The sequence below is a fragment of the Chlamydia suis genome, from assembly GCF_900169085.1.
GTDB lineage: Bacteria > Chlamydiota > Chlamydiia > Chlamydiales > Chlamydiaceae > Chlamydia > Chlamydia suis.
Map to the genome: position 1 here is coordinate 348,298 of NZ_LT821323.1, position 23,366 is coordinate 371,663.

Here is a 23,366-nt window from a genome sequence, read left to right on the forward strand (position 1 = left end):
AATAACCTTAATTACGTGAGAATCTTTTTTATGGTTTCTTTTAGACCTCACCAACCCAAACATTCGCCTCAAACATTTCCTCTACAACCAAATCGCTCATTCTCAGACCAACATCCAAAAATAACTAAGGCTCTACAGATTACAGGTGTAGTCTTAACAGCCTTAGCAATTATTGCTTTAATTGGTTGCGTAGCAGCAGTTTCTGCAGGAGCCGCCATTCCTCTTGCCGTCATTGGGGGTATTGCTGCAACAACAGGCCTTTTATCTGCTGCCGTAGCCATCTACTCAGCAAAAAAAGCTCTTGCTCTCCATAAACAAAAGCAGCTAACCGATACTCTTCCACTAGATACAGCTACTGAACACGTTCAGTACCTCACAACTGATCAGTCTCCAGGAAACCAATGGAATTCCTTGGACGCTCTTGTCAAGCAACTCTCCCAGATAGACTTAACCATTCGGCCTCAAGAAAAAAAACTTTTACAGGAGCTTTTTGGTTCTAAATACGACGCTCTTAGCCAAACTATCGAAGAAATCCCAGCTCGCCTTTCCAAAACACTTTCCCTTCTTCGCTCAAGAGAAGAGCTATACAGAGGAGAGGAACGTCACGACCGATTCCTCAACCCTCCTTTATTGAGTAAAAATCGCTTACTGACACAAATCACCTCTAACATGATCAGGATTCTGCCTAAATCAGGGGGAATCTTCTCTGTTAAAGCAAATACGCTTAGTAAAACTAGCCACACGCTGTATACCCTTTTGAAGGTGGCTTTATCTTTAGGTGCGATTGCTGCGGTAGCATGCCTGGTTATTTTTCTCCCTCCCAGCCTTCCTTTTATGATTATTATGGGGTTAGCAGCCTTGGGATTGGGAGTGGCAGCCTTTCTTATGGCTCGAGGTATTAAGTTCTTGCTAGAACGTTCTTCCATAAATAGAAAACAGCTAGCTAAAAACATTAGAGAAGCCATCGGTACCGATGTTTTAACTTCTATGGTTCATTATCAGCATCAGCTGTTATCCAATCTTCATGAAACTCTGTTAGATGAAGCGATCACAGCCAGATGGAATCAGCCGCTTTTTATTCAGCATGCCGATCTTGAATTGCAACTTGAAGAGCTGACTAAACAATACAATACATTGGCTACAGCCTTCGAACAATCTTTACGAGAAGACGAGATATTGCGCGCGCAATTAGAAAAAAGAGCCTACCGATTCCCTACCTCTCCAAAAGACAACCAAGAGGGAGCTATAGAATCCCAACAAACAGACTCAGAAAATCACTCCGGCTTCCAAGAGATTATAAATAAAGGGCTTGAATCAGCTAAAAAACGACGAGAAGCGTCCCAGAAATCCTCTGAACGGAGCGAGTCTGAATCTGATGAAGAAGGTCTGTTCTCTATCTGGAAACCCACAAAGAACCTGGCATTAGAAAATTTATGGCAAGCCGAAGAAGCTTGCACTGAAGAACAGCAAGCTCTTCTCTTAGAAGACTATATGAGCCAAAAAACTTTAGAATGCAAAGCGGCTCTCCAAAAAATAAGTCAAGAGCTCCACGAAGTGCAACAATCCTTTAATGTTCTGGAAAAACACGCTTTAACCATGTCTTACGAGTCTAGCGTAACCATGATGGATTTAGCTAGAGCAAACCAAGAAACCTATCGCCTATTGAATATTCTATCTGAACTGCAGCAGCTAGCGCAGTATTTGTTGGATCGATAACAGGGCCGATTATAGTTAAAAAATGACAAAAAAAAGAAAAGAGAGCTTTCTTTGCTCTCTTTTCTTCTTAAATTATTCTAAAAAAGTGTTTCTCTAAGGTTGGGGTGCGCCTCCGCCCGGTGTTCCTGAGGCTCCCGCAACTGTAGAGTCCGTGGCATTGGAAATAATAACGGCCCCAACAATCATAGCAATCACGGTAACAACCATTGTGCATACCGAAATGCCAAAGTTGGCTCTACGTTTCGCAACACAAGAAGAACAGGGCCAGTCTGTTTCTGAAGAATCACAACGATACTGGCGAGCATTTAGATAAGACACGACGTTAGTATTATTTGTTGAGGCTGTTGCCGCAAAATAATTCTCTGGAGCAGTGTTTTTTTCCCCTTCGCTAGGGCGTTTTACTTGGTCCCTTGCGGAATCTGCAACTCTCTCTTCAACTTTTGTCTTGTTCTCAGCAGCAGCTTTCTTAACTTCTCTCGTCCTAATTCTTTGATGTGCCGCTCTTTGTCTTGCCTTAGAACTTACAGAGGATTCATTGCGTCTTACTTTCGTAGCTAAAGCTTTTTCAGCATCATAGCGCAGGGTTGAGGTAATACTCCCATCTCTTTTGATCTTGTCCGTTACTCTACAAGCTGCTCGTCCAGATTTACGAGCCGTCTTTTCCTCTGCTAACCATTCCCGGATCAGTTGAAGTTTTTCTTCTGGAGACAAAGAAGCCCTAGCAGCAGCGATTGCTGCTACTTTAGGGCAAGACTCCTCTGCTTGTGCAGCTGTAGCAGCTGTAGCAGCCTTTGATTTTTTTTCACGAATCTTTTGCTTATCCGCTTTCTTGCTATGACACAGCCAATCGAAAAACTCTTTCTCAGATTGCGACTGACCTCTTCTCTTAGCTGTCTGCGATACCTCTTGAGGCTTATTACCTCGAACTTTGTTCTCTTTTTTCGCTGCTAAACGCTGCTCGTGATTTCCAGAAAAAACACCGTTCGTGATGCCAGAAAAAAAGGCGCGCTTGCTTGGTATCTTACAAAACTTACCCTCTTCGGAAGACGTGCTTTCTTCAAGAACTTCTTTAACAACCTGGCCAGCAACACCTTTTTCTACTGTCTGAGACCCTTCCTTTTCCTCAACAATCGCTTGAGTTTCTATAGCAGCAGGAAGAGCTTGGCTCACTTGATTCGCATGACCCACATTATGAGTGAAAGTCAACAAGATCGAAAGCATAGCAAGTTGCGAAGTAAGCTTGTAACCCATCATGACGGCACTTTCTCCTAGATCCACCTTAGGGATCACCATAGCAACATTAAAGCTTTTTTCACAACTTGGACATAAAATTCTTTTTTATGAGAACTTAACGAATTCGAGCTTCCCAGTTCTTAATGAAGGATAAAAGTTGCGGCTGGTCCGGATGCTGTGCAAGAAAAAGACGCGCTTCCAAGGACATACCTAAGTGCACAATTTTATTTACTAAATTCAAATGATTTCTATCTTGATTGGCAAACAAAAAAAACAGCTTATCAACAGGCTTGCCATCTAAAGCTTTGTATTCAACACTTTGGGACAAAAAAACAGGAACAACAATGTCATAGCCAATATTAAGTAAAAAATCTTTGGCATGCGGCAAGGCGATTCCTTCTCCAATACCCGTAGACATTAAGCTCTCTCTATGCATAAGCATTTCGAAGAGCACTCCAGCATCCAGTTCAAATTTATTTGCTATGTACCGAGCCGCATACTGTAAAGCCTCTTCTTTACTATCTACGAGAACATTTTTAAGAACACCACCTCGATAAATAGCCCGGTAAAGGCTATATCTAAGAGATAAATCCTTAGTTTCTCCTTTGTTCTCTCTTTTCTCAGCTAAAAGAACTCCGTGATTATGAATCAGCCAATCCTCAACCTCTTCTCGATTAAAACGCAGTTCATCATTGATTGTGTAACTAGGAATTCCCCTACAAGATACCCACTGTCGAATAGAATCTTCTGCAACATCTAATAATACAGCTAATTCATCTAATCGCAAATCCATAACTAGACTCCTGAAAAAACGCGCATCACTTCTTCAACAGTTTGCACCTGCAAAAGTTGTGACCTTCTGGCTTCATCTCGCAAAGATTGTGTTAACGCTGACAATAATTTAAGATATTTCGAAGGAGCGTCAGATGGCCCCCCGATAAGAAAAACAAGACGCACGGACAATCCATCTATAGCATCCCACAAAATGCCTTTCGAATGGATTCCCAATGCAACAAAAAAATCTGCACTTCCCTCAATTTTTCCATGGGGGATCGCTACACCCATTCCGATCCCTGTAGACATAATACTCTCTCTCGCTAACAAGGCGCGAAAAAAGGCCTCTCTGTCCTCTAACAGACCAGCTTTAGCAGCTAATTCCGAAAGCTCAAAGAGGATGTCTTCTCTAGTATCTGAATGTAAAAAAGTGATTAAATCTGACGAAAGTAATGAACTAAAAGCTTGCTTATGGTCGGCAATGCAAGACATCTTAACATTCCCCAGTATGCCCAAATCCACCGGTTCCCCGCGCTGTGGCGGTTAACTCTTCATGAGTTTCGACAAAAGACACCTGTTCAACCTTGGCTACAACGAGTTGGGCTATACGCATCCCTGGTTCGACTATAAACGTAGCTTCCCCAAAGTTTGCTAAAATGACTCGAATTTCCCCCCTATAATCAGCATCTACGGTTCCAGGGGATTGCAAAACTATAACGCCATACTTAGCAGCTAAACCGCTACGAGAGCGCACCTGAATCTCATATCCCTGAGGAATATCCACGGAAACTCCGGTAGGAATCAAGGCTCGTTGTCCCGGTAAAATTGCTATTGGCTCACTAATATTTGCACGAACATCAGCTCCAGAAGCGCCGACGGTAGCATATTCAGGCAAAGAACTTCCTGAATCCAGTTTACAGAAAAATTTCATAGAAGGCCCTATTTGTGAAGAGCCGCCTATGATCTTTCATTCGTCATCATCTGTCAACAAAAAAATCTCTTAAAGAGTCTTAGAGATATCTCTGGGGGATTTATCTGCCCCTCCGGAATATGCACGACAATTGAAAAAACTTAAAAGATTTTCCAAAGTTGCTTTGAGCTGTCTTCTCTCTACAACTTTATCGATCATCCCATGCTCCAATAAGAATTCTGATTTTTGAGCCCCTTCCGGAAGATCTTCTCCTATCACCTGAGCAACCACTCGCGGACCCGCAAAACAAATGAGAGCCTTGGGTTCTGCGATGATAACATCTCCTAAAGAAGCGAAAGAAGCAGTGACCCCCCCTGAAGTAGGGTTGGTCAAAACAGAAATGTAGGGAAGCTTGGCTTCGTGTAATTTGGCTAACGCAGCAGATGTTTTTGCCATTTGCATTAAAGAGAACATCGACTCCTGCATCCTTGCCCCCCCTGAAGCAGAGACAATAATCACAGGCAACCTAGAAGCGATGGCTTGTTCTATTAGGCGAGTGAGCTTTTCTCCGACCACTGCCCCCATGGACCCTGCCATAAAACTGAAATCCATAACAGCTAGAGCAGCAGCATGGCCTCCAATCGTACAAATTCCTACTAAAACACCTTCGCTATCGGGGTTGTTTTTTCGCGCCTTTTCCAAACGATTGGAATAAGTGTCGGTATCAACAAAATGTAAAGGATCTTGAGATCTTAGGTCTGAAAATAGAGGTTTCCAAGAACCTGTATCCGCTAACAGAGCTATCCGTTCCGAAACACTAATACGGTAATGATAGGAACACTTGGGGCAGCAATTGAAATTCTGCCCCAACTCATTATCATGAATCATCTCGCTACAGTGCGTACATTTTAGCCAACCACTGAAACCATCTGCTTTTGTTTTTTGCACTTTGATCTTTGGTTTATCATAAGAGAATAAACGCACAAACCATCCTCTCTACAAAAAATCACGCAATAATTTTATTTTAATTCTTTTTAACCAAACAACAATAAAATTATTGTTTACTCATTTCCACAAAACGATTCTCTATATAATCCCAATTAATTATTCTCGGGAAACTTTTGAGATAATCCAATCTTACATTTTTGTATTGAAGATAGTACGCGTGCTCCCATACATCTACTCCGAGGAGAGGGATCATCCCTGTTGTCGCCTCTAGAGGATCCTGGTTTGCTGTGGTCTGTATCATAAGTTCCTGTTTTTTGGGACAAAAAGCTAGCCATCCCCAACCGGATCCCTGTACTGCAGCAGAAGAATTAATAAAATTTTTTAAAAAATTGTCAAAAGAGCCCCAAAATTTTTCTATTAATTTCAGCAACTCATGGCGAGGCGGAACCCCTCCTCCTTTGTCTTGTGGAGCTAGCATCTCCCAAAATAGAGAATGATTAATATGCCCTCCGCCATTGAAACGCAAAGCCGGGCTGACTGCAATCAATCTCGTTAGATCTTGAGTAGTACTAGCCACATCTAGATTTTTCAAAGCTTCATTCAAATTATTTATATACCCTTGATGATGCTTTTGATGATGGAGTTGCATAATTTCCGCGCTAATCACAGGCTCTAAAGCGTCGTAATCATAGGGTAAGTCGGGGAGCATGTAAGAAGAAAAAACCATAACCATCCTAAAAAATAAAGTTCCTATTGCCCCACCTTACTCATTTTCAGGCAAGTCAAACAGATAGATTCTTCTAGATTACAAATAAAACATTCACTGTCAAGAGCTATCCCTAGCTTAACCCAAGGACTCTAGAAGCGAAAAAGGCGTTTTTTAGCTTTTTCAATAAAGTCGTCTAAAACCTCAAAACTTTCTTTCTCTCGAGCCTCTCGAACCAAACGATCATCTGAAAAATTAGAAAAATTGTGTTTCAACTCAAAGTATAGTTTTATTTTTGGCTCTGTTCCTGAAGGACGCACAATCACTCTACCCGCTCCTTCATAATAAAAACAAAGCATCGACATCTTTGGCAAAGTCAATTTGTATGTGATGCCTGTGACTAAATCTTGCCCTTCTCCTGTTTTGTAATTTTCAACGGCTACAAGCTTCCGTCCTGATAAAGACATTTGGAGGGGATCCTGAGTTTCCCAACATTCCAACAGCTCTTTCTTTTGATTGGCCTGTTCCATAGAAAAATCTATAGACTCTGTTCGGTTAGCATAGTATCCATGGATCTCGTAAAGCTCCAGCAGCGCATCTCGTAACGTACGTCCTTGTAATTTTTGCTGTAAAGCCGCTTCGGCAATGAGCGCCGCAGCAATCATGGCATCTTTATCTTCTACATGAGAACCATACAAATACCCATACGATTCCTCCGCTCCAAAAATAAATCGCTCCATACCGAAGCGCCACGATTCTATTTTTTCACCTATGTATTTAAATCCTGCCCCCACATTGACAACACTTCCTCCATAAGACTCAGTAATTGATGTCAAAAGCTCTGTGGTTACAAGGCTTTTTACTACCTTATCTTCAGCTCCTAAAGAAGATTTCTGAGATTTTTTACTTAAAATGTGCGCTGCCAATAAGCAGGCTATCTGGTTACCATTAAATCGATAGGGACCTTCTTCCTCCAAGGAAACTACGCCAATTCTGTCTGAATCAGGATCCGTAGCAATCAACAAATCATCCCCTTGATCCACCATCTGCTGGATACCCAGCTCTAAAGCTTCTGGATCTTCGGGATTAGGAAGAACGACCGTAGGAAAGTCTCCGTCTGGAATCATCTGCTTTTCGACTAAGAAAACTGAAGAAAACCCCCAACTTCTTAATATCCTCGGGACCATTGTTACTCCAGTACCATGTAGAGGAGAATAGCTTATCCGCAACAGCGAACCATGCTGACGATTATCCTCTTCGCATAACTGTAATTGATGCAAAGTAGCTTCATAATTCGCCTCTATTTCCTCTTGAATCAAATGAATGTCAGGATGCTCTATGGTTTTCACAGCAAGCACCCGATCAATCATTTTAAATTCTTTCACAATTTCTTGATCCATCGGAGGCAGAACCTGCCCTCCCGTCGACATATATACCTTGTAGCCGTTGTAAGAAGGAGGGTTATGGGATGCTGTGATCATAACTCCAGCTTTGGCCTGAAGTTCTCTCACAGAATAAGAAACAAGAGCTAAAGGCTCTGGAATTCGAAACAGATAAGCTTGAATGCCATTGCCAGCAAGGACTTTAGCCGTCTCCTGCCCAAACTCGAAAGAATGATGTCGCGTATCATATCCCACAACAACACTGATTTTCTCATCAGGATAGCGTTGCTTAAGCACCTGAGCTAAACTTTGCGTGGCCCTTCGGATGGTAAATACATTCAACCTATTGGTTCCTATCCCCATAAGGCTTCGCAAACCAGCCGTCCCAAAAGTTAAAGTATCCCCAAACAATTCGTTTAATTTTTCGGGAGCACGCTCTAGCAAATCCAAAACTACAGAGCTATCGCAAGTATCATCCTCTAACCAAGAGAGAATATTCCTAGCTGTTTGAGGATCAAACATCCCTTCTATTTTTTTTCTTGGAAAATTCATAAGACAACCTTTCGATCAGTGCGAAGCACTTATCTCGACTGCCACGAGACGTTAACGCTAGCGCAGACAAACAGGACTATAAGTCAGACTTCTGTTTTTGTAAAAAAATTGCTTATATCAAAACAATGAAATCGAAATAGAAAGAACTAGTTGGGGAAGCCGGCCGAAGAAAACCCAAGAACAATAGCTGAAGCTCCTGAATCCCACTCAAGAACCCCCGAAGGATATTCTCCTGTGAAAAAGAGACCCCAGCCTGCCTTTTCCCCCGATAAACAGAGCAAAACGGCGCAATCACAATCACTAAACTGCATCTCTTCTTCAGTTAGCATCCAAAGATCTTTAACTAAAGCAACTCTAGAACGATGAGTGAGCTCAGCAGCAAACTTATCTAAACGAGCTTTCTTCACAATAGCCTGAACTCCGGGAAGAGAGCGGAAAACATTTTCTCTCCAGCGTTGAAGAAGCCTATCCTTAGCAACAGCAACCTCCTCCAAGAATAACTTTAACTCAGCCTCCAACTTCTTACAATCGGAAACCGGAGCTATCTTTTCAAACAAGATATTCCCGTGGTTTTGAAAATAACGCTTATGCTCTAAGTGTAAAACAGCCCTCATACTCATCTATTTAAGCGACCAAACTCAAAAGTACTATAGACTTTAAGAATATTTCCGCCTATAAAAACCCGATTGATATTTGAGATTTTGTATTCTTAAAAATAATTATGGAGCACACTGTCGATATTCAGGCTGTAGAATCTAAATTAAATTTTATTTTTTCTCACCCTCGCCTTCTCATTACAGCCCTAACTCACCCTTCGTATCGGAATGAATTTCCTTCTGTCAGTGAAGATAGCGAGCGCTTAGAATTTCTCGGCGACGCTGTTTTGGGACTAGTTGTTACAGAACACCTTTTTCTCCTATTCCCCGCATTAAATGAAGGGCTGTTATCAACAACAAGATCCGCCTTAGTCAATGCTGAAGCCTGTTTTGGATATACGCAAAAATTAGACTTAGGAGAGCATCTCTTAATTGGCCGCGGAGAAAAAATGCAAAGTGAGCGAGGAAAAATTTCTGCTTATGCCAATCTCTTCGAAGCAGTTTTAGGTGCTGTTTACCTAGATGGGGGCCTATCTCCTGTCCGACAAATCGTCGTCCCTCTTCTACCCGATAAAGAGGCTATCTCGCCTCTTATGCTTGTTAATCCTAAAAATCGCTTACAACAACTTACACAACAAACATTGAAAGTTCTCCCCACCTATACAGCTTTACCCTGGTCTTCAGAAAACGGCACGCCAGGATATCATGTACAGGTTTTTGTTAACGAAGAAATCTGGGGAGAAGGCTTTGCAGGGTCAAAAAAAGAAGCAGAAAAATTAGCAGCTAAACAGGCTTTATCAAAACATGACAACAAAAACTAAAACACAATGGGGTTGTACGACATGCGGCTCTTATTCTCCAAAATGGCTAGGACAATGTCCCGGGTGTCTTAACTGGAATACTTTGGTCGAAGAAAAACTTCCTTATAAACCAAACACCTCGTCCCTACCCAGCTCCACAGCCCCAATACCTCTAAACACTGTAGAATTTCAGGAAGAGATCCGACTGCATACTCGTGCTCCAGGATGGAATCGCCTTCTTGGAGGAGGGACTGTTCGCGGTAGTTTAACCCTGCTAGGAGGAGAGCCCGGTATTGGAAAATCCACCCTATTGCTTCAAATTTCTTCTCAATTTGCCCAACAAGGCTATTCAGTATTGTATGTTTGTGGGGAAGAATCCGTGTCCCAAACTTCATTACGCGCACAACGACTAAACATCTCTAGCAGCAATATTTTTCTATTCCCAGAAACAAACTTAGACGATATCAAACGACAGATCACAAATCTTAATCCAGATATCTTAGTCATAGATTCTATTCAGATCATTTTTTCTCCATCGCTAAGCTCTGCTCCAGGATCTGTTGCCCAAGTCCGGGAGACCACAGCAGAACTTATGCATCTCGCGAAACAAAAACAGATAACGACCTTTATTATTGGGCACGTTACCAAATCAGGAGAGATCGCAGGACCTCGTATTCTTGAACATTTAGTAGATACAGTTCTTTATTTCGAAGGCAATGCACATGCCAATTATCGCATGATCCGCTCCGTCAAAAACCGCTTCGGCCCAACTAACGAGCTACTGATTCTTGCCATGGAGACGAATGGATTGCGTGAAGTAGAAAATCCTTCGGGACTTTTTTTACAAGAAAAAATTGTAGAAACAACCGGCTCTACCATTATTCCTATTGTAGAGGGATCAGAAACGCTTCTTGTCGAAATGCAAGCGCTTGTTTCCTCATCTCCATTCTCAAACCCCGTACGAAAAACTTCTGGATTTGACCCCAACCGATTCTCTTTGCTCTTAGCGGTTTTAGAAAAAAGAGCCAATGTTAAATTATACACTTCCGATGTCTTTCTCTCTATAGCAGGAGGTTTAAAAATCTCACAACCTTCAGCAGATTTGGGAGCGGTGCTATCGGTCGTTTCTTCCCTATATAATCGCTTTTTACCTAAAAACTATACCTATACTGGGGAAATCGGACTGGGAGGGGAGATTCGGCACGTTACACACATAGAATCCCGCATAAAAGAGAGTATTCTTATGGGATTTAAAGGCATTGTTCTGCCTTTCGGGCAAATGAAAGGTTTACCTGAAGAATTTTTGGATCAAATTGACATTATTGGAGTAAAAACAATCAAAGATGCTGTCCGCTTATTACAATAACCCTTTTTTAGCTGATTTTTGTCTAGGGCGCCTTCCTTTGCGTTTGGCATCGCGGCAGTCTCCGCTTGCAGTTTTACAAGCCCATGAATGCTTAAGAAAACTTCAAGCCTTTTTCCCTCGGTTATGGGGAAGAGTGATCACAACAGCAACACAAGGAGATCTTGATCAACACACTCCCTTACATGCTGTAGAAAATACAGGTTTTTTCACAGATGATGTTGATCTTCTTGTTCTATTAGGAGAATGTGATCTCGGCATACATTCAGCCAAAGACCTTCCTGAAAATCCCCAAGCTTCGGTTGTTGCTATTACAGCGAGCATTGATCCTCGAGACGTCCTCGTCTTTCATGAAAAATATCTTTCTATTCCACTCCCCCTCCAATTACGCATCGGGAGCTCCTCTGCTCGTAGAAAAGAACTCCTTTCCTCGCTATATCCATCTGCCACGATCATGGATCTGCGTGGAACCATTCAAACTCGCCTAAAGCTTCTCAAACAACAAAAATTTGATGCTATCGTCATGGCTAATGCTGCGGTGTCACGACTAGGATTGCGCCTTCCTTGCACCAAAATCCTCCCTCCTCCCTACCATCCTCTTCAAGGGCGTCTAGCTATTACTGCATGCCAGCACATAGCAAGCTGGAAAAACTTATTTTTACTTTGTAAAATAACAGAAGATATCGAGATGCTTTGTATGTTTAACAAAAACTCCTTTGCACACAAAAATTGTTAAAAACAAAAAAAACTTAAACAAAACTTTCCGTTCCGTTACTCTCCTTCCAAGATTTTTAATTCTGTACGGAACTTATGATTAACATTAACAATAATCCAGAATTGGCAGCCGCAGCCGAAAGACTGCGATCGTCTTACGAAGGTAGAAATGGCCGAAAACTAACCAATCCCTTCCAACCAAAAAACAATCCCTTTGTCTGCTCTAACGAAAGCCCTGGTTTATCGAGCGCCGGTGTTTCTAGCCGCAAGAACATTGGCTTAGAATCTCGTAGAGGCTCTACGAGCTCTATCGGCTCCGCAAGTTCTGTAGGTTCTGATGATGGTGTTTCGAACTTTGACAAAGCGGTCGCCGTTGCGAAGTGCTTTTTTGAGAAGTCTTGGCCATTCCTCCCTGTTGTGGGCCTTGTAGTAGCTGCGAGACTAGTTTGTGATAAGGTTAGAGGTCGTTCTGAACTATCCTGGGAAAAACGGTTTTGTCTATCTATGCTAGGAGGTCTTGGAGTGATTGCTTTGGTTGCGCTAGCTGCCCTCTGTATATTGGTAATTAGTAGCCTACTCTATTTGCTAGGCCGTGGCGTTGCTAATATGATTCAGCAGGGCTGCGCAACAAGACAATACAAAACTATCAATTAAAAATTCGATCGATTTTGGGAGCTATAGCAGTTAAGGCTACAATATTGCGAGGTCTTCGTATGACTCAATTGATATCATCTACGAGCTCATCCAGCTCGGTTCCACATTCCGAACCTTTCTGTCCTCCGAGCAAGACTCATTCTTCTCTGCTTTTTGTTTTAGCTCAACTTCCTATCATAGGATTAGCGGTTGCTTGTTACTTATGCATTCAACGCGGGCCACACTGGAAAAGTAGCGCTGGTGTGGCTATTGCTGGAGGATTGGGCCTTACCGCCTTTGCAGCAGTCCTAATATACACGTTAGGGTATGCTTTTATGGCCCTTTTCCATGCTATAGGTCTTATGGCCAACAACATTCATCAACGAGCTTCAAGCTGCCGTAACCCCTTCCTTGTCGAGCAATAGAATCATTTTTCCAATCTCACTAAAATACTAAAAGCTTCTCCTCCCCGGAGAGGCTTTCTATTTTTGCTTCCTCACCCAAAGAAACTTTTTTCCATAGAGATATAAGCTTGTCGGTACTCTTCATATTGTTGTGGCGAAACATTTAAGCAACGAAGTAAGAAATGGCTTTGAAACAAAATCATTTTCTTCTCCCACCATACAAGTCCCTCTAAGTAGTTCAATGAATCGTCCTCTATACATTTTCCTACCAAAGTGGATTTTCCGAATTTACATTGACAACGCGAAAAATGCGCTTTAACAGCAGCTTGATCCCCTGTTAAAGCTAAATAATACCCCCAAAGGACTAAATCTTCGGAAGATTCTTCCTTTCTCTTGTTTTGAAGGAATGATTTGTTTAATAATTTGTAAGCTTGCTTCCTATCTCTATTCCATAGAGAAACTAGTATCCTATAAAACAAAACCTGCCTGCGCTCTTCTTGAGTAGCACGACTATAAATATCCTGTAACAAATCCTCAAAAGGCTCTACCTCTTCATAGATAAAAGCCCGCAGACTAAATAAATCCAAAACATATAACTGGAGAGTAAAAGGAGCTGATAATATAAACTCCTTTGCTCGCCCATACTCCTTATTCTGCAAAGCCGCCAATCCCTTGACAAACAGTACTAATTCAGAGACTCTCTGATTATGCAAAGATTCTGGGAAAATGACTTCATCAGCAAAACTTGCTAACGCTTCTGAGAATTGTGAAAAGGCCTCCTGATTGCCCGAAGCACATACAACATAAAAGATATCGGCAATGGCTTGATAATCCCGCAAATCTCTTGCTCTTTGAAACAATTCAGGAAGAAATAAAGCAAATCCTGTCCAGAAGCTAAGAAACAACTCCATTTTAGAGGACCTAAACTGTAAAGGCGCCTTATCTATCCGGCAGAACAGGGTTGCTTGTTGTTTATGATGCAATACCTGAAGGAAACGCTCTTCCTCTCGAATGCTAATCTTTTCCGGGGCAAACCATAAAATTATCAACATAAAAACCAAAGCTTCACTACGGTGTTTATGCAGACTATCGTACAAACGGAAACAGAGGTAGTCCTCAATTCTGAAAATTTCGGGATGTTGGGAATATCTTTTTAAGGCTAAAAGCAAACATCTTATCTCTTCTACAAAACTTCCCTTCCGCTGGTAAACTACAGCTTTTCCAAGATATTCTAATGGACCTCCAGCTTCTCCATGCAAATCATCGAAGGCGCTAAGAGCTTGTGTTAAATCTCCCCCCAGCTCTTCTATCTGAGTCAATAAAGTCATACCCAAACGAAACTGCGCTTCATAGCCCTCTTTTCTTCCAGAAAAAGAATCTCGGATTTTGCGATAGGAACTCGCCGCTTGGTCGTATAATTTCTTTGCAAGAAAGGTATCGGGGACCGACAGACAGCTCATGCACACAGCCCCAATATTTTCCAACAGCGTGATATCACTAATGCCCTGAAAATCTCGGATAATGACACCTATATGCTTCCCTAAACTAGGAAGATAATCTATGTGCAAGATAAACAAAGTTTGATCAACAAAGACTGTAATCTTATTATCCGCTCTTTCTATCGAAAAAGTAAAACGGGACTGTTGAGGGATAAAGCTCTGAGACTCTTTTCTGATCTCTATTCCATTTTTGAGAAGAGAAACTGAGAGCTGTTCTTGTTGAGCAGAGAACCATAATCCATAATCACAATAAAACTCTTCCTTAGAAGGAGAGAAAAAAATCCCAACCCCCTCTTGGACAGAGCTTTTTGCTACCGAACATTCGATACGAATAGAGGAGCCCACTTCTGTATCAGAAAGCATAAAATTATACCTCTGAGCCGAAGCACTGGCTAATGTTGGTAAATAGTGGGAAAGTAAAATAGGTTCGTAATATTTCCAACACTCTCTAGTTTTAGTCGCTAAAATGGACCTTGTCGTCCCTTCCGGCTCCCCTTGAAAATAAGGTTGTAAAGCCTTACGCAACTCTTGAACCGAAGAGAACCTTTCTGCAGGATCAACAGCTATGGCCTTCATAGCAATTTGAGACAGAGCTGGAGGAATGTTGCGATAGGGAGCCATCTCTATAGGCGATAAAACAACGTCCCTATAAGGGGGCTTCCGACCTTTTTTCCTTCGATAAGGAAAAGCTAACGTCAACATTTGATAGAGAATCAGCCCTAATGAATAAATATCGGTCTTTTCTGAAGCCCCCGCTCCTAATAAGCTTTCAGGAGCCATATAATCAGGCGTTCCCACAATTTTACCGGGAATCGTCATGCTAGAATAACAAATATTCTCTTCATCAAAAATAGAAAAGCCATCCCCTTCTTTTTCTGGCTGCAACTCTTTAGCATGCTTAAATATAGCCGCTCCCCAGTCAACAATAACGACTTCTCCAAACAAACCCAGCAAAATATTATCGGGCTTCAAATCCCGATGCAAAACTCCCTTAGAGTGAATATATTCTACCGTGGCACAAATTTTATCAAAAATGGGGAGAAAAGCCTTAACAGAAGTCTTTTCTTCTAGTTCTTTGGAAAGAATCTCCTTCTGCCACACGCTCTTTAGCAATTTTTTTAAAGAAAAGCCTTCGATATATGGCATGGTGTAATAAACGATTCCGCCCTCATTACATATGGAATATACAGGAACTATCCCAGGATGTATGAGGTCGGCAGCAATTTTTGCTTCTCTTAGAAACCGTTTTGTAAGCAGGGGATTTCCGCTAAGATCCTCTCGAATCTTTTTCAGAGCTACCCTACGAGAACAAGCCTTATCATAGGCCAAATAGACTTCGCCCATGCCTCCTCGGCCTATCAGACTAATCAGTTCATACCGTTGCAAAAGAAAAGCCTCTTTTATAGCGACGCTATTTTATCCAAAATATTTTGCAACTCTTGCTGAAAAGTTCTTAGAGCCTCTTCCTTAGATTTCACTAAATTAGGGTTGGCTCGAGCACAGAAATCTTCATTTGCTAGCAACTTAGATAAGCTTTCTACACTATTCTCCAATCGAATTTTTTCTTTTTCCAACCGCGCACGCTCTTTCGCAAGATGCTCAGCAGGAAGAATAACTCCCACTTTGATTCCTTCCACGACCCCTAAACTAAACACGCAATCTTTCGGGGCCTCTGATAGAATCTCTATGGTCTTTATTCCTCCCAGAGCACATAGGATCGGAATATATGCCTCGATAAGGTCTTTCTTCTCTGAACTGATGATAAACGCTTGCAAAAGATCCCTAGGATCTAGCTGCATCTCCCCTCGAATATTCCGAATCGTATAAACAAGCTTTTCCGCCATAGCAAACGATTCTTTTAACCCTTGAGGAAAAACGATCTCGATAGGTTTAGGGTATTCTGCCACCATACAGGCTTTCGAGCGCAACATGCGCACAGCATGCCCAGTCAAGACATCTCCCTGTCCTTCTCCTACATCACCAAGCATTGTTTTGAGTTTTTGGAAAAGCGTTTCTGTAACGTATGGAACAAGGGGGTGTAATACACCCAAAACATTAATCAATAAAGTGGCTAAAAGCTTACGCTGAGCAACTCGCTGTTCATCACATCCTTGCTTGCCGAATAATACAGGCTTAATGATCTCTAGGTAGGTTGAACACAAATCGTTTTTAAAGAAGTCGTAAGCTAAAGCGGCTATTTTATCGAAAGAATAGCTGTTGTAATACCCCTCGATAAGGGATAAGACCTCATTAAACCTGTCCAAAATATAAAAATCTTCTAATCTAAGAAGATCTTGATTAATTCCCTCTTCTAGATCTTGACTTGTTATTCCCGAAATCTGCCCGAAAATAAACCGAGCACCATTCCACAGCTTATTTACGAAATTTTTGTACTCTTCGAACAAACGGTAATCAAGATCAATTTGTTCTCCACGATTTGCGCAAGAGCAGAGCGTAAGACGTACAGCATCGGCTCCATATACATCAATCATTTCAATAGGATCGATGACATTACCTTTCGATTTCGAAAGTTTTTCCCATTTAGCAACGACATTTTTCGGCAAGGCTTTACCCTTGTCATACTCCCGTTTCTGCTCGCCAGAAACGTAAGTCCACTCCCCATTTTCATCGTATTGCTTATAGGACTTTCCGAAAATCAATCCATGTAAAAAAACATCCGTGAATGGTTTAGTATCGACCATGGCAGAGCACATCAATACCATACGAGTAACCCAGAAAAACAGAATATCGTGGCCTGTGACTAAAACAGATGTAGGATAAAACTTCTTCAAATCTGGACTTTCTTCTGGCCAACCAAAACAAGTCAATGGCCATAATCCAGAAGAAAACCAGGTGTCCAAAACATCTGGATCCTGATACCACGACTCTGGATCCCGCGCTACCTCCTCAGGAATCCCCTCTCCGTCAAAACAAATCATGAGATTCTCATCATGCTTATTATGCCAGACGGGAATACGATGTCCCCACCAAAGTTGCCGACTGATACACCAATCTTTAAGATTGTTTACCCAAGTAAGATAATTTCTCACAAATTCTGGAGGGAAAATACGAATGTCTTCGCTATTGACAAATTCTTGTAGAGGCCCTCTAAAAGAATCCACCGAAACAAACCATTGTTTTGAAAGATAGGGCTCGATAATAGCTCCTGAACGATAGGAAACACCCACTCGAGACGAATACGGTTCTTTCTTAACAAATAAACCCAAAGCTTCCAGAGAAGTAATGATATTCTCACGAGCCGCCTCTTTGGATAGGCCCGTAAAAATTCCCCCATTCTCATTAATTTCCCCTGTTGGGGTCAAAATATTGATCATGGGGAGCTGGTGATTCATCCCTGTTCGATAATCATCTTTATCATGAGCCGGAGTAATTTTGACAGCTCCTGTCCCAAAAGATGCGTCTACAGAAAAATCTCCAATAATAGGGATTTCTCTATTTACGAAAGGAACTACTACTTTAGCTCCTATCAAATGACTATATCGCGCGTCTTCAGGAGAAACTGCGATAGCGGTGTCTCCTAATAAAGTTTCGGGACGTGTTGTGGCTACAGTAATATATTCTTTAGAACCTACAACTGGATACCGAATATAGTATAGCCACCCTTCCCGCTCCTCATACTCTACCTCATCGTCCGCTAAAGCTGTTTGTAAAATAGGATCCCAGTTAACTAAGTAATAGCCTCTGTAGATAATTCCTTTATCAAACAACTTTTTAAAAGCTTTCTTTACTGCCCGATTTGCTTCGGGGTCCATTGTGAAACGTTGCCGCGACCAATCACAAGAACATCCCAACTGACGAAGCTGTGAAAGAATAACATTCTGGCTGCTCTCTTTCCAGTTCCAAACATGCTTTAGAAACTCTTCCCTAGAAAAATCTGTTCGTCGTTTACCAAGCGAAGCTTTTAGATGTCTTTCTACAACGGTTTGCGTAGCAATTCCTGCATGATCAGTCCCAGGAACCCAACAGACCTCATATCCCTGCATACGCTTATAGCGAATGAGCGTATCTTGCAAGGTATTCACAAGAGCGTGACCCATATGTAAGATTCCTGTGACATTGGGAGGAGGCATAACTATCGAATACGCCGGTTTTTCGCTACTAGCATCTGCGACAAACATGCCAGAGCGCTCCCAAAACAAGTACACCCCGGCCTCTGAACTTTTAGGGTCATAGGTTTTAGGAAATTGATCTTCGTTCATGCCTTACTTCCATTGATTTTGACGTCTTTGGTTCTTGACTGGTTCACATTTTGAGTGAAAATTCACTTTAACGGACAATTATATTGCCTTTAGAGCTTGATTATGATCAAGCACGAGGCGCCTTAAGAGGTTTGATCAAAAGCTTTTAATGAAATGACTTCCATCCACAAATGATGGTTTCTACTAAGGATCTCTTTACCGTCTTTTGTCAATGAGACTTTATAAGAAATAATGCCCTGACGTTCCTGATAATCGCTGTCTTTCAAAAGATACACCTGATAACCAGAAAGGTGGTGCACATCGTAAGAGAATTTTTCGGCCTCGCCATTGCCATAATACACCCATACGTGAAGGACCATAGGGAGAGAGTCTCTAAAACGGGTCGGCAGTCCCCAAGTAACAACCAGTTGCTGCCCCACAGATTCCACAACACATCCCCGATCTATGCCTAGGTGAGCTGCAGCCGTATAATCCTCATCTATAAATTCTAGAAAAGAAGATAGCGCAGGCTGCGAACACCCACCTAAACACAAGGCAGAGAATATCGGCGCCCACCACTTAGAATAACAACAGCGCAAAAACGAAAGCGAATAACGCAAAAGACTCAACAATCCCAATCGAAGCAAATGATTTACCGTATATTGCGGAAGAACGTGCATAAGCTTGAATAGCACTTACACAACACTTCCCTTGCATAAAAGCGGAAAGTAACAAAGCAGATCCCACAGCTATACCCATTACGATACCACTGATGGCCGAGACTTTTCCATCCTTAATTGCATCGTTCAATAACAACATAAAAATCAATCCATAAATGGATTGAGATGAGGGCATTGCAGATAGACCGATGATTTTCCCATGTCCTTCATCGATTCGAGACATCACTGCATGAGAAGCAACCCCAGCCATTCCACATCCAATAGCACTACCAATCATTGCCAAAGCCATAGCTAATACAGGCCCTACTACTGATACATCTATCATACCTTTCCTCTACCTAGACAATTCTTATTTTATTCCACAAAGCACACACGGAGTTTTTGGTATCAAAAATTTTGCGACTTTTGACAAACGATTCTTCTCAATGGGTGTAAAAGCTTTCCTCCGCCATCAAAGCTATAGTGATACCATTCTATAAAATTTAGACGGAGACCGTGTATCACACCTCCCATGATAGAAAGTGCGATATTTACAGTGTGCCCGAAGATAATTATCAAAACCCCTACTGCGGGGGAAAATCTTTCGCTCATTACCATAACAGTGTTTCCCACCATAGCTCCAGCTAAACTAAGAGCATACAGTCGTAAATAAGACAGCACATCTGAAAACACTTGGATAACCGCCGTGATCTCATCCAGGCCTCTCAAGCCTCTCTGGATAATCCCACCTAAAACAGCACATCCCAGGCCAATAAAGGTTATATAATATCCTATTTGCCCTCCCAGCTCATAAGGAATATGCAAAGCATAATGAATGAAAGAAACCGCTTGCAAATAGATGGGTAGATACATGTAGGCTCCGCACATGAACACCACCCATCCTATAGAAGAATACCTTTGTCTACAGTAACGCAACATCCCTAAGGACAGATGAATTACTCCTACCAACAAAGCAATTTCCATTAAAATATTGTCTGTAAATTTATCATAAACAACAGCTTTATATACAGAATCTCCGCTACTCGTCACTTGAGCCAAAAGAAACTCCTCAGGAGTCTTTTTGTCTTTAAGCACAGGATAATCATGTACGAGCTCTTTATAACCTTTGGGCCGCTCCTTTAAATAATACTCGGCTTTCTTCATAGCAAGAAAGTGCGTCAATGAATACTTACGAAAAGAACTCGTATAACTCACTGACATACCGAAAAACGATGTGGTAGCGCCCCCCCAACAAATACAGCCCAGCCCTAACAGAGCAGACATTTTTAGAAAGCGTTTTAGCGCTAAAGAATGTTTTACCTGTTTCCGAGCTTTGAAAGACAAAAACAATGAGGTTGCTAAAAAGACCAAGCCATACCCGGCATCATTGATGATCATCGAAAAAAAGACGAAGAAAGACAAAAAGACCCATAGAGAGGGGTCTTTATCTGTGGATGCCGGAGTATCATAGATATTTACCAAAGACTCCCCTAAAGCTCCTAATCCATGATTCTCCAAATATGTAGGAACCACTTCATCAGGATCGGGATGCACCCGCTCTAAATAAACTCCTAAACTATCACAAACTTTTTGTACTGCATCCAAACGATCTGTGATTACCCATCCCAAAGCACTAAATACTTTGTCATCAAACAGATTTTCCGCACTAGCTTCTGCATGTTGCAAAGTTTGCTCATTGCACTGTTCACACAAAGCTTCTAATAGATCCTCTCGGTAAGCATGTAATTCGCAAACACGAGTTCTTTTCCTACGCAAAAGATTCTGAAGACGCGCCTCTTCTTCTCGCAACTCATTGACAGAACGAGGAGCTTCTATTTCAGTAAAAACATCTTTTGATAGCGAGACGACTCCAATCACAACATAATAATCATAGTTATATGCCGTTGCGAGATAGAAAACATTCTCTTCCTCAATTTCTAAAGGAGCGCCCTCTATATGTTTCTTATAAAAAAAGCGAACAGCCAGACCCGTTTTCAATGTTAGCTCTCGAATTTCTTCGGACGAGAAATTCCCAAGAGGTTTAACGCGAACAATTTCCTTTTCTAGAGCCTTCAAAGAATCGGTGATCGTTGTAATTTCTTGATCAATGTCAAAAATTTCTTGAAGAAGCTGCTCCGTTGTCAAATATCCAGATTTGGCCGCAACTAAATCTTCGGAAGGATATTGATTCGTAAGCACATTAAGCACTTTTAATCCTTCAGAAATCCTGCGAACGTTTTCTGAGTCCTTGAGCTTATTTTTTGCTAAAAATTCAACAGCTCCAAGTTCTCGACACGCAGAGAAAAACTCAGACTTTTTACGTCCAATAAATAGATATTTATCCACGTTTACGCGCATGCAGACTACCCCTTATGCTGCAGAATCTTTTTCTTTGCCATTTTCATTTGCCCAACATCCGTAATACTTCTATCACTTAAAAAAATAGCGATCTTTTTAATCGTTTGCGAGGTTGTGGGGATCAATTTCTTTTCAAAAAGGTTTACTCGAATAGAGACGCGACGCAACTCTTCTTCCAAAAGGCGCAGTCTTTCTTGAGCGTTTTCAGCGTGCACTTTACTTAAAACATACTCTTTTGCAGAAGCAATAAGCGAATCTACCCAAATAGGAGTATCCAACAACGAATACTCTGGAGAAGACAGCACAACACGTTTCAATAAAGGAACTTCCACGCCAGCGATATTTTCCACATCCTTTTCTAGAATATCTACAGAAAAGCATTGCTCTACAGCATTCGTATAGAGAGGTATACTGAAAAGCTCTGCAAAAGCATACATCCTATCTCGAGCCAGTTCATTAGCCGCCAAGCTTTCTGCTGCTAAACGCATTGCGGACTGCACCTCGGCCTGCAGCAAGGCTTTCTTTAACTTCAATGTAGGCAGGTACATACCCAAAAGATTAAGCTTCTGCTTCTCTGCTCGGTATGCATTTTTCGTTAATTTTATTTGTGAAGACATGCTTTTGGCCAATATTTCTGAATTAACTGCTCTTTAATTCCGACTTCCTCAGAATGAAAACTCTGCGCCAAAATTTTCCAGCCAATATCCAAAGCCTCTTCAAGAGGGATATTTACTTCTAGGCTCATCAACCGTGTCTCAAACAGCTCAGAAAAGGATAATAATTTTTTATCCCAGTTAGAAAGTTTGAAGCCCATAGACATTCGTTCTGCAGATTTTCTAGAATCCGCGTAAAGACGAATCAAAGCATTCGCTAAGTCCCCGTGGTCTTCTCTAGTTTCTTTTCCAATAACCAGCTGTTTCAATCGAGACAAGGAGCCAAAAGGATCTATTCGATTATCTTTCAGGTAAAACTGTCCTTCCGTAATAAAGCCTGTGTTATCTGGAACAGGATGTGTAATATCGTCCCCTGGCATTGTGGTCACGCTGATTAAAGTAATGGACCCCCCTTGGGCTATATCTACAGCTTTCTCGTAACGCACCGCGAGATCCGAATATAAAGATCCTGGATACCCTCTATTTGCGGGAATTTGATCCATTGTAATGGCAATTTCTTTCAAGGCATCAGCAAACGCAGTCATATCGGTTAGCAGAACCAAAACATTTTTCTTTTGTTCTAAAGCAAAACGCTCTGCACAAGCTAACGCTATATCTGGAATTAACACACATTCCACTGGAGCATCGACTGCTTTATGAATAAACATTACACACTTATCCGCGAATCCTAAACGCTGAGATTCTTCAACAAAAAAGCTGTAATCAACAAATGTTAATCCCATACCTCCAATGATAACAATGTCAGCATCCGTCTGAGCAGCAATACGCATCAGCAATGCATTATGATTTTCTCCTGAAGAAGAAAAAATGGGAATTTTTTGAGATTTCACCAAACAATTGAACATATCAATCATCGGAATGTTCGTCCGCACCATTTCTCGCGGCACAATACGACAAACAGGATTAAAGGAAGGTGTTGTAATGGGTATTGGCTCTCCAAAGCATACATCTTCATTATCAATAGGTTTGCCTGTCCCATTGAAACGTCTTCCTAACAAAGAATCGCCGTAAACCACCTCCATAGGCCGCCCTAAAAAAACCACTCGGTCTCCCGTAGACAACCCGGAGGTTCCTCCAAACACTTGCAGAGTCACTTTTTTTGCATCAAAACGCAAAACAGAAGCGTACGACGAACGCCCATCAGCTCTTTCAATTTGTACTAATTCACCCAGAGAGGCCCCTTCAGCCTCTACAGTAATCAAGTTCCCCTTGATATCCGTAATTCTTGTATATATTGTTTGCATAT

At 41.7% G+C, this 23,366-nt stretch carries 21 protein-coding genes; 6 read left to right on the forward strand and 15 right to left on the reverse strand.

The features are described from left to right. The first annotated feature begins 30 nt into the window (after positions 1-30). Positions 31-1,716 (forward strand): inclusion membrane protein IncM, encoded by a 1,686-nt coding sequence (locus tag B6E89_RS01570; RefSeq protein WP_080132973.1) that lies wholly within the window; start codon positions 31-33, stop codon positions 1,714-1,716. 93 nt (positions 1,717-1,809) lie between these two features. Here the strand turns inward: B6E89_RS01570 and B6E89_RS01575 are convergent, their stop codons facing one another. From B6E89_RS01575 to B6E89_RS01610, 8 genes are all read right to left on the reverse strand, one after another. Continuing rightward, the gene (locus B6E89_RS01575) at positions 1,810-3,009 is read right to left on the reverse strand and encodes a hypothetical protein (RefSeq protein ID WP_080124326.1); all 1,200 of its coding nucleotides are present in this window, start codon (positions 3,007-3,009) and stop codon (positions 1,810-1,812) included. A gap of 55 nt (positions 3,010-3,064) precedes the next feature. After that, positions 3,065-3,742 carry a PTS sugar transporter subunit IIA gene (locus B6E89_RS01580; RefSeq protein WP_035406123.1) on the reverse strand — a complete coding sequence of 226 codons (678 nt, stop codon included), beginning with the start codon at positions 3,740-3,742 and terminating at the stop codon, positions 3,065-3,067. Positions 3,743-3,744: 2 nt separating this feature from the next. Continuing rightward, positions 3,745-4,215, reverse strand: coding sequence for a PTS sugar transporter subunit IIA (locus B6E89_RS01585; RefSeq protein WP_035406126.1), 471 nt, complete (start codon positions 4,213-4,215; stop codon positions 3,745-3,747). Between the two features lies 1 nt (position 4,216). Then, on the reverse strand, positions 4,217-4,654 hold the full coding sequence (gene dut / locus B6E89_RS01590; protein WP_035406129.1) for a dUTP diphosphatase: 438 nt from the start codon (positions 4,652-4,654) through the stop codon (positions 4,217-4,219). A 69-nt stretch (positions 4,655-4,723) separates the two neighbouring features. After that, positions 4,724-5,617, reverse strand: coding sequence for an acetyl-CoA carboxylase, carboxyltransferase subunit beta (gene accD, locus B6E89_RS01595; protein ID WP_035406132.1), 894 nt, complete (start codon positions 5,615-5,617; stop codon positions 4,724-4,726). A gap of 70 nt (positions 5,618-5,687) precedes the next feature. Beyond that, positions 5,688-6,308 (reverse strand): superoxide dismutase, encoded by a 621-nt coding sequence (locus tag B6E89_RS01600; RefSeq protein WP_080126936.1) that lies wholly within the window; start codon positions 6,306-6,308, stop codon positions 5,688-5,690. Between the two features lie 131 nt (positions 6,309-6,439). Beyond that, on the reverse strand, positions 6,440-8,221 hold the full coding sequence (locus tag B6E89_RS01605; protein ID WP_080132975.1) for a phospho-sugar mutase: 1,782 nt from the start codon (positions 8,219-8,221) through the stop codon (positions 6,440-6,442). Between the two features lie 146 nt (positions 8,222-8,367). Further along, on the reverse strand, positions 8,368-8,835 hold the full coding sequence (locus B6E89_RS01610) for a DUF5070 domain-containing protein (protein ID WP_080133258.1): 468 nt from the start codon (positions 8,833-8,835) through the stop codon (positions 8,368-8,370). Positions 8,836-8,942: 107 nt separating this feature from the next. Here B6E89_RS01610 and rnc point away from each other — a divergent pair, with 107 nt between their 5' ends. From rnc to B6E89_RS01635, 5 genes are all read left to right on the forward strand, one after another. Then, a complete protein-coding gene (gene rnc, locus B6E89_RS01615; protein WP_080121352.1) occupies positions 8,943-9,638 on the forward strand; it encodes a ribonuclease III in 696 nt (231 codons plus the stop codon). Then, positions 9,622-10,983 (forward strand): DNA repair protein RadA, encoded by a 1,362-nt coding sequence (radA, locus tag B6E89_RS01620; protein ID WP_035406143.1) that lies wholly within the window; start codon positions 9,622-9,624, stop codon positions 10,981-10,983. The genes rnc and radA overlap by 17 nt, the downstream gene beginning before the upstream one ends. Then, positions 10,961-11,716: a hydroxymethylbilane synthase gene (locus B6E89_RS01625; RefSeq protein ID WP_080132977.1), complete on the forward strand. Its 756-nt coding sequence runs from the start codon at positions 10,961-10,963 to the stop codon at positions 11,714-11,716. The genes radA and B6E89_RS01625 overlap by 23 nt, the downstream gene beginning before the upstream one ends. Before the next feature lie 74 nt (positions 11,717-11,790). Then, entirely contained in the window at positions 11,791-12,348 is a 558-nt protein-coding gene (locus tag B6E89_RS01630; RefSeq protein WP_080123707.1) for a hypothetical protein, read from the forward strand. Between the two features lie 59 nt (positions 12,349-12,407). Further along, on the forward strand, positions 12,408-12,752 hold the full coding sequence (locus tag B6E89_RS01635) for a hypothetical protein (protein WP_157779246.1): 345 nt from the start codon (positions 12,408-12,410) through the stop codon (positions 12,750-12,752). Between the two features lie 71 nt (positions 12,753-12,823). Here B6E89_RS01635 and pknD read toward each other — a convergent pair whose 3' ends face one another. The 7 genes from pknD to B6E89_RS01670 form a co-directional block, all read right to left on the reverse strand. After that, positions 12,824-15,616 carry a serine/threonine-protein kinase PknD gene (pknD, locus tag B6E89_RS01640; RefSeq protein WP_080132983.1) on the reverse strand — a complete coding sequence of 931 codons (2,793 nt, stop codon included), beginning with the start codon at positions 15,614-15,616 and terminating at the stop codon, positions 12,824-12,826. 14 nt (positions 15,617-15,630) lie between these two features. Beyond that, complete coding sequence (locus tag B6E89_RS01645; protein ID WP_080132985.1) at positions 15,631-18,450, reverse strand: valine--tRNA ligase; 2,820 nt, start codon at positions 18,448-18,450, stop codon at positions 15,631-15,633. A 122-nt stretch (positions 18,451-18,572) separates the two neighbouring features. Further along, positions 18,573-19,109 carry a hypothetical protein gene (locus tag B6E89_RS01650; RefSeq protein ID WP_080121362.1) on the reverse strand — a complete coding sequence of 179 codons (537 nt, stop codon included), beginning with the start codon at positions 19,107-19,109 and terminating at the stop codon, positions 18,573-18,575. Continuing rightward, the gene (locus B6E89_RS01655) at positions 19,009-19,434 is read right to left on the reverse strand and encodes an ATP synthase subunit C (RefSeq protein ID WP_035406154.1); all 426 of its coding nucleotides are present in this window, start codon (positions 19,432-19,434) and stop codon (positions 19,009-19,011) included. The genes B6E89_RS01650 and B6E89_RS01655 overlap by 101 nt, the downstream gene beginning before the upstream one ends. Positions 19,435-19,496: 62 nt before the next feature. Next, positions 19,497-21,446: a V-type ATP synthase subunit I gene (locus tag B6E89_RS01660; RefSeq protein WP_080132988.1), complete on the reverse strand. Its 1,950-nt coding sequence runs from the start codon at positions 21,444-21,446 to the stop codon at positions 19,497-19,499. 5 nt (positions 21,447-21,451) lie between these two features. Next, entirely contained in the window at positions 21,452-22,063 is a 612-nt protein-coding gene (locus B6E89_RS01665; RefSeq protein WP_035406158.1) for a V-type ATP synthase subunit D, read from the reverse strand. After that, on the reverse strand, positions 22,048-23,364 hold the full coding sequence (locus B6E89_RS01670) for a V-type ATP synthase subunit B (protein ID WP_035406160.1): 1,317 nt from the start codon (positions 23,362-23,364) through the stop codon (positions 22,048-22,050). Before B6E89_RS01670 ends, B6E89_RS01665 begins: the two co-directional genes overlap by 16 nt. Positions 23,365-23,366 lie beyond the last annotated feature (2 nt).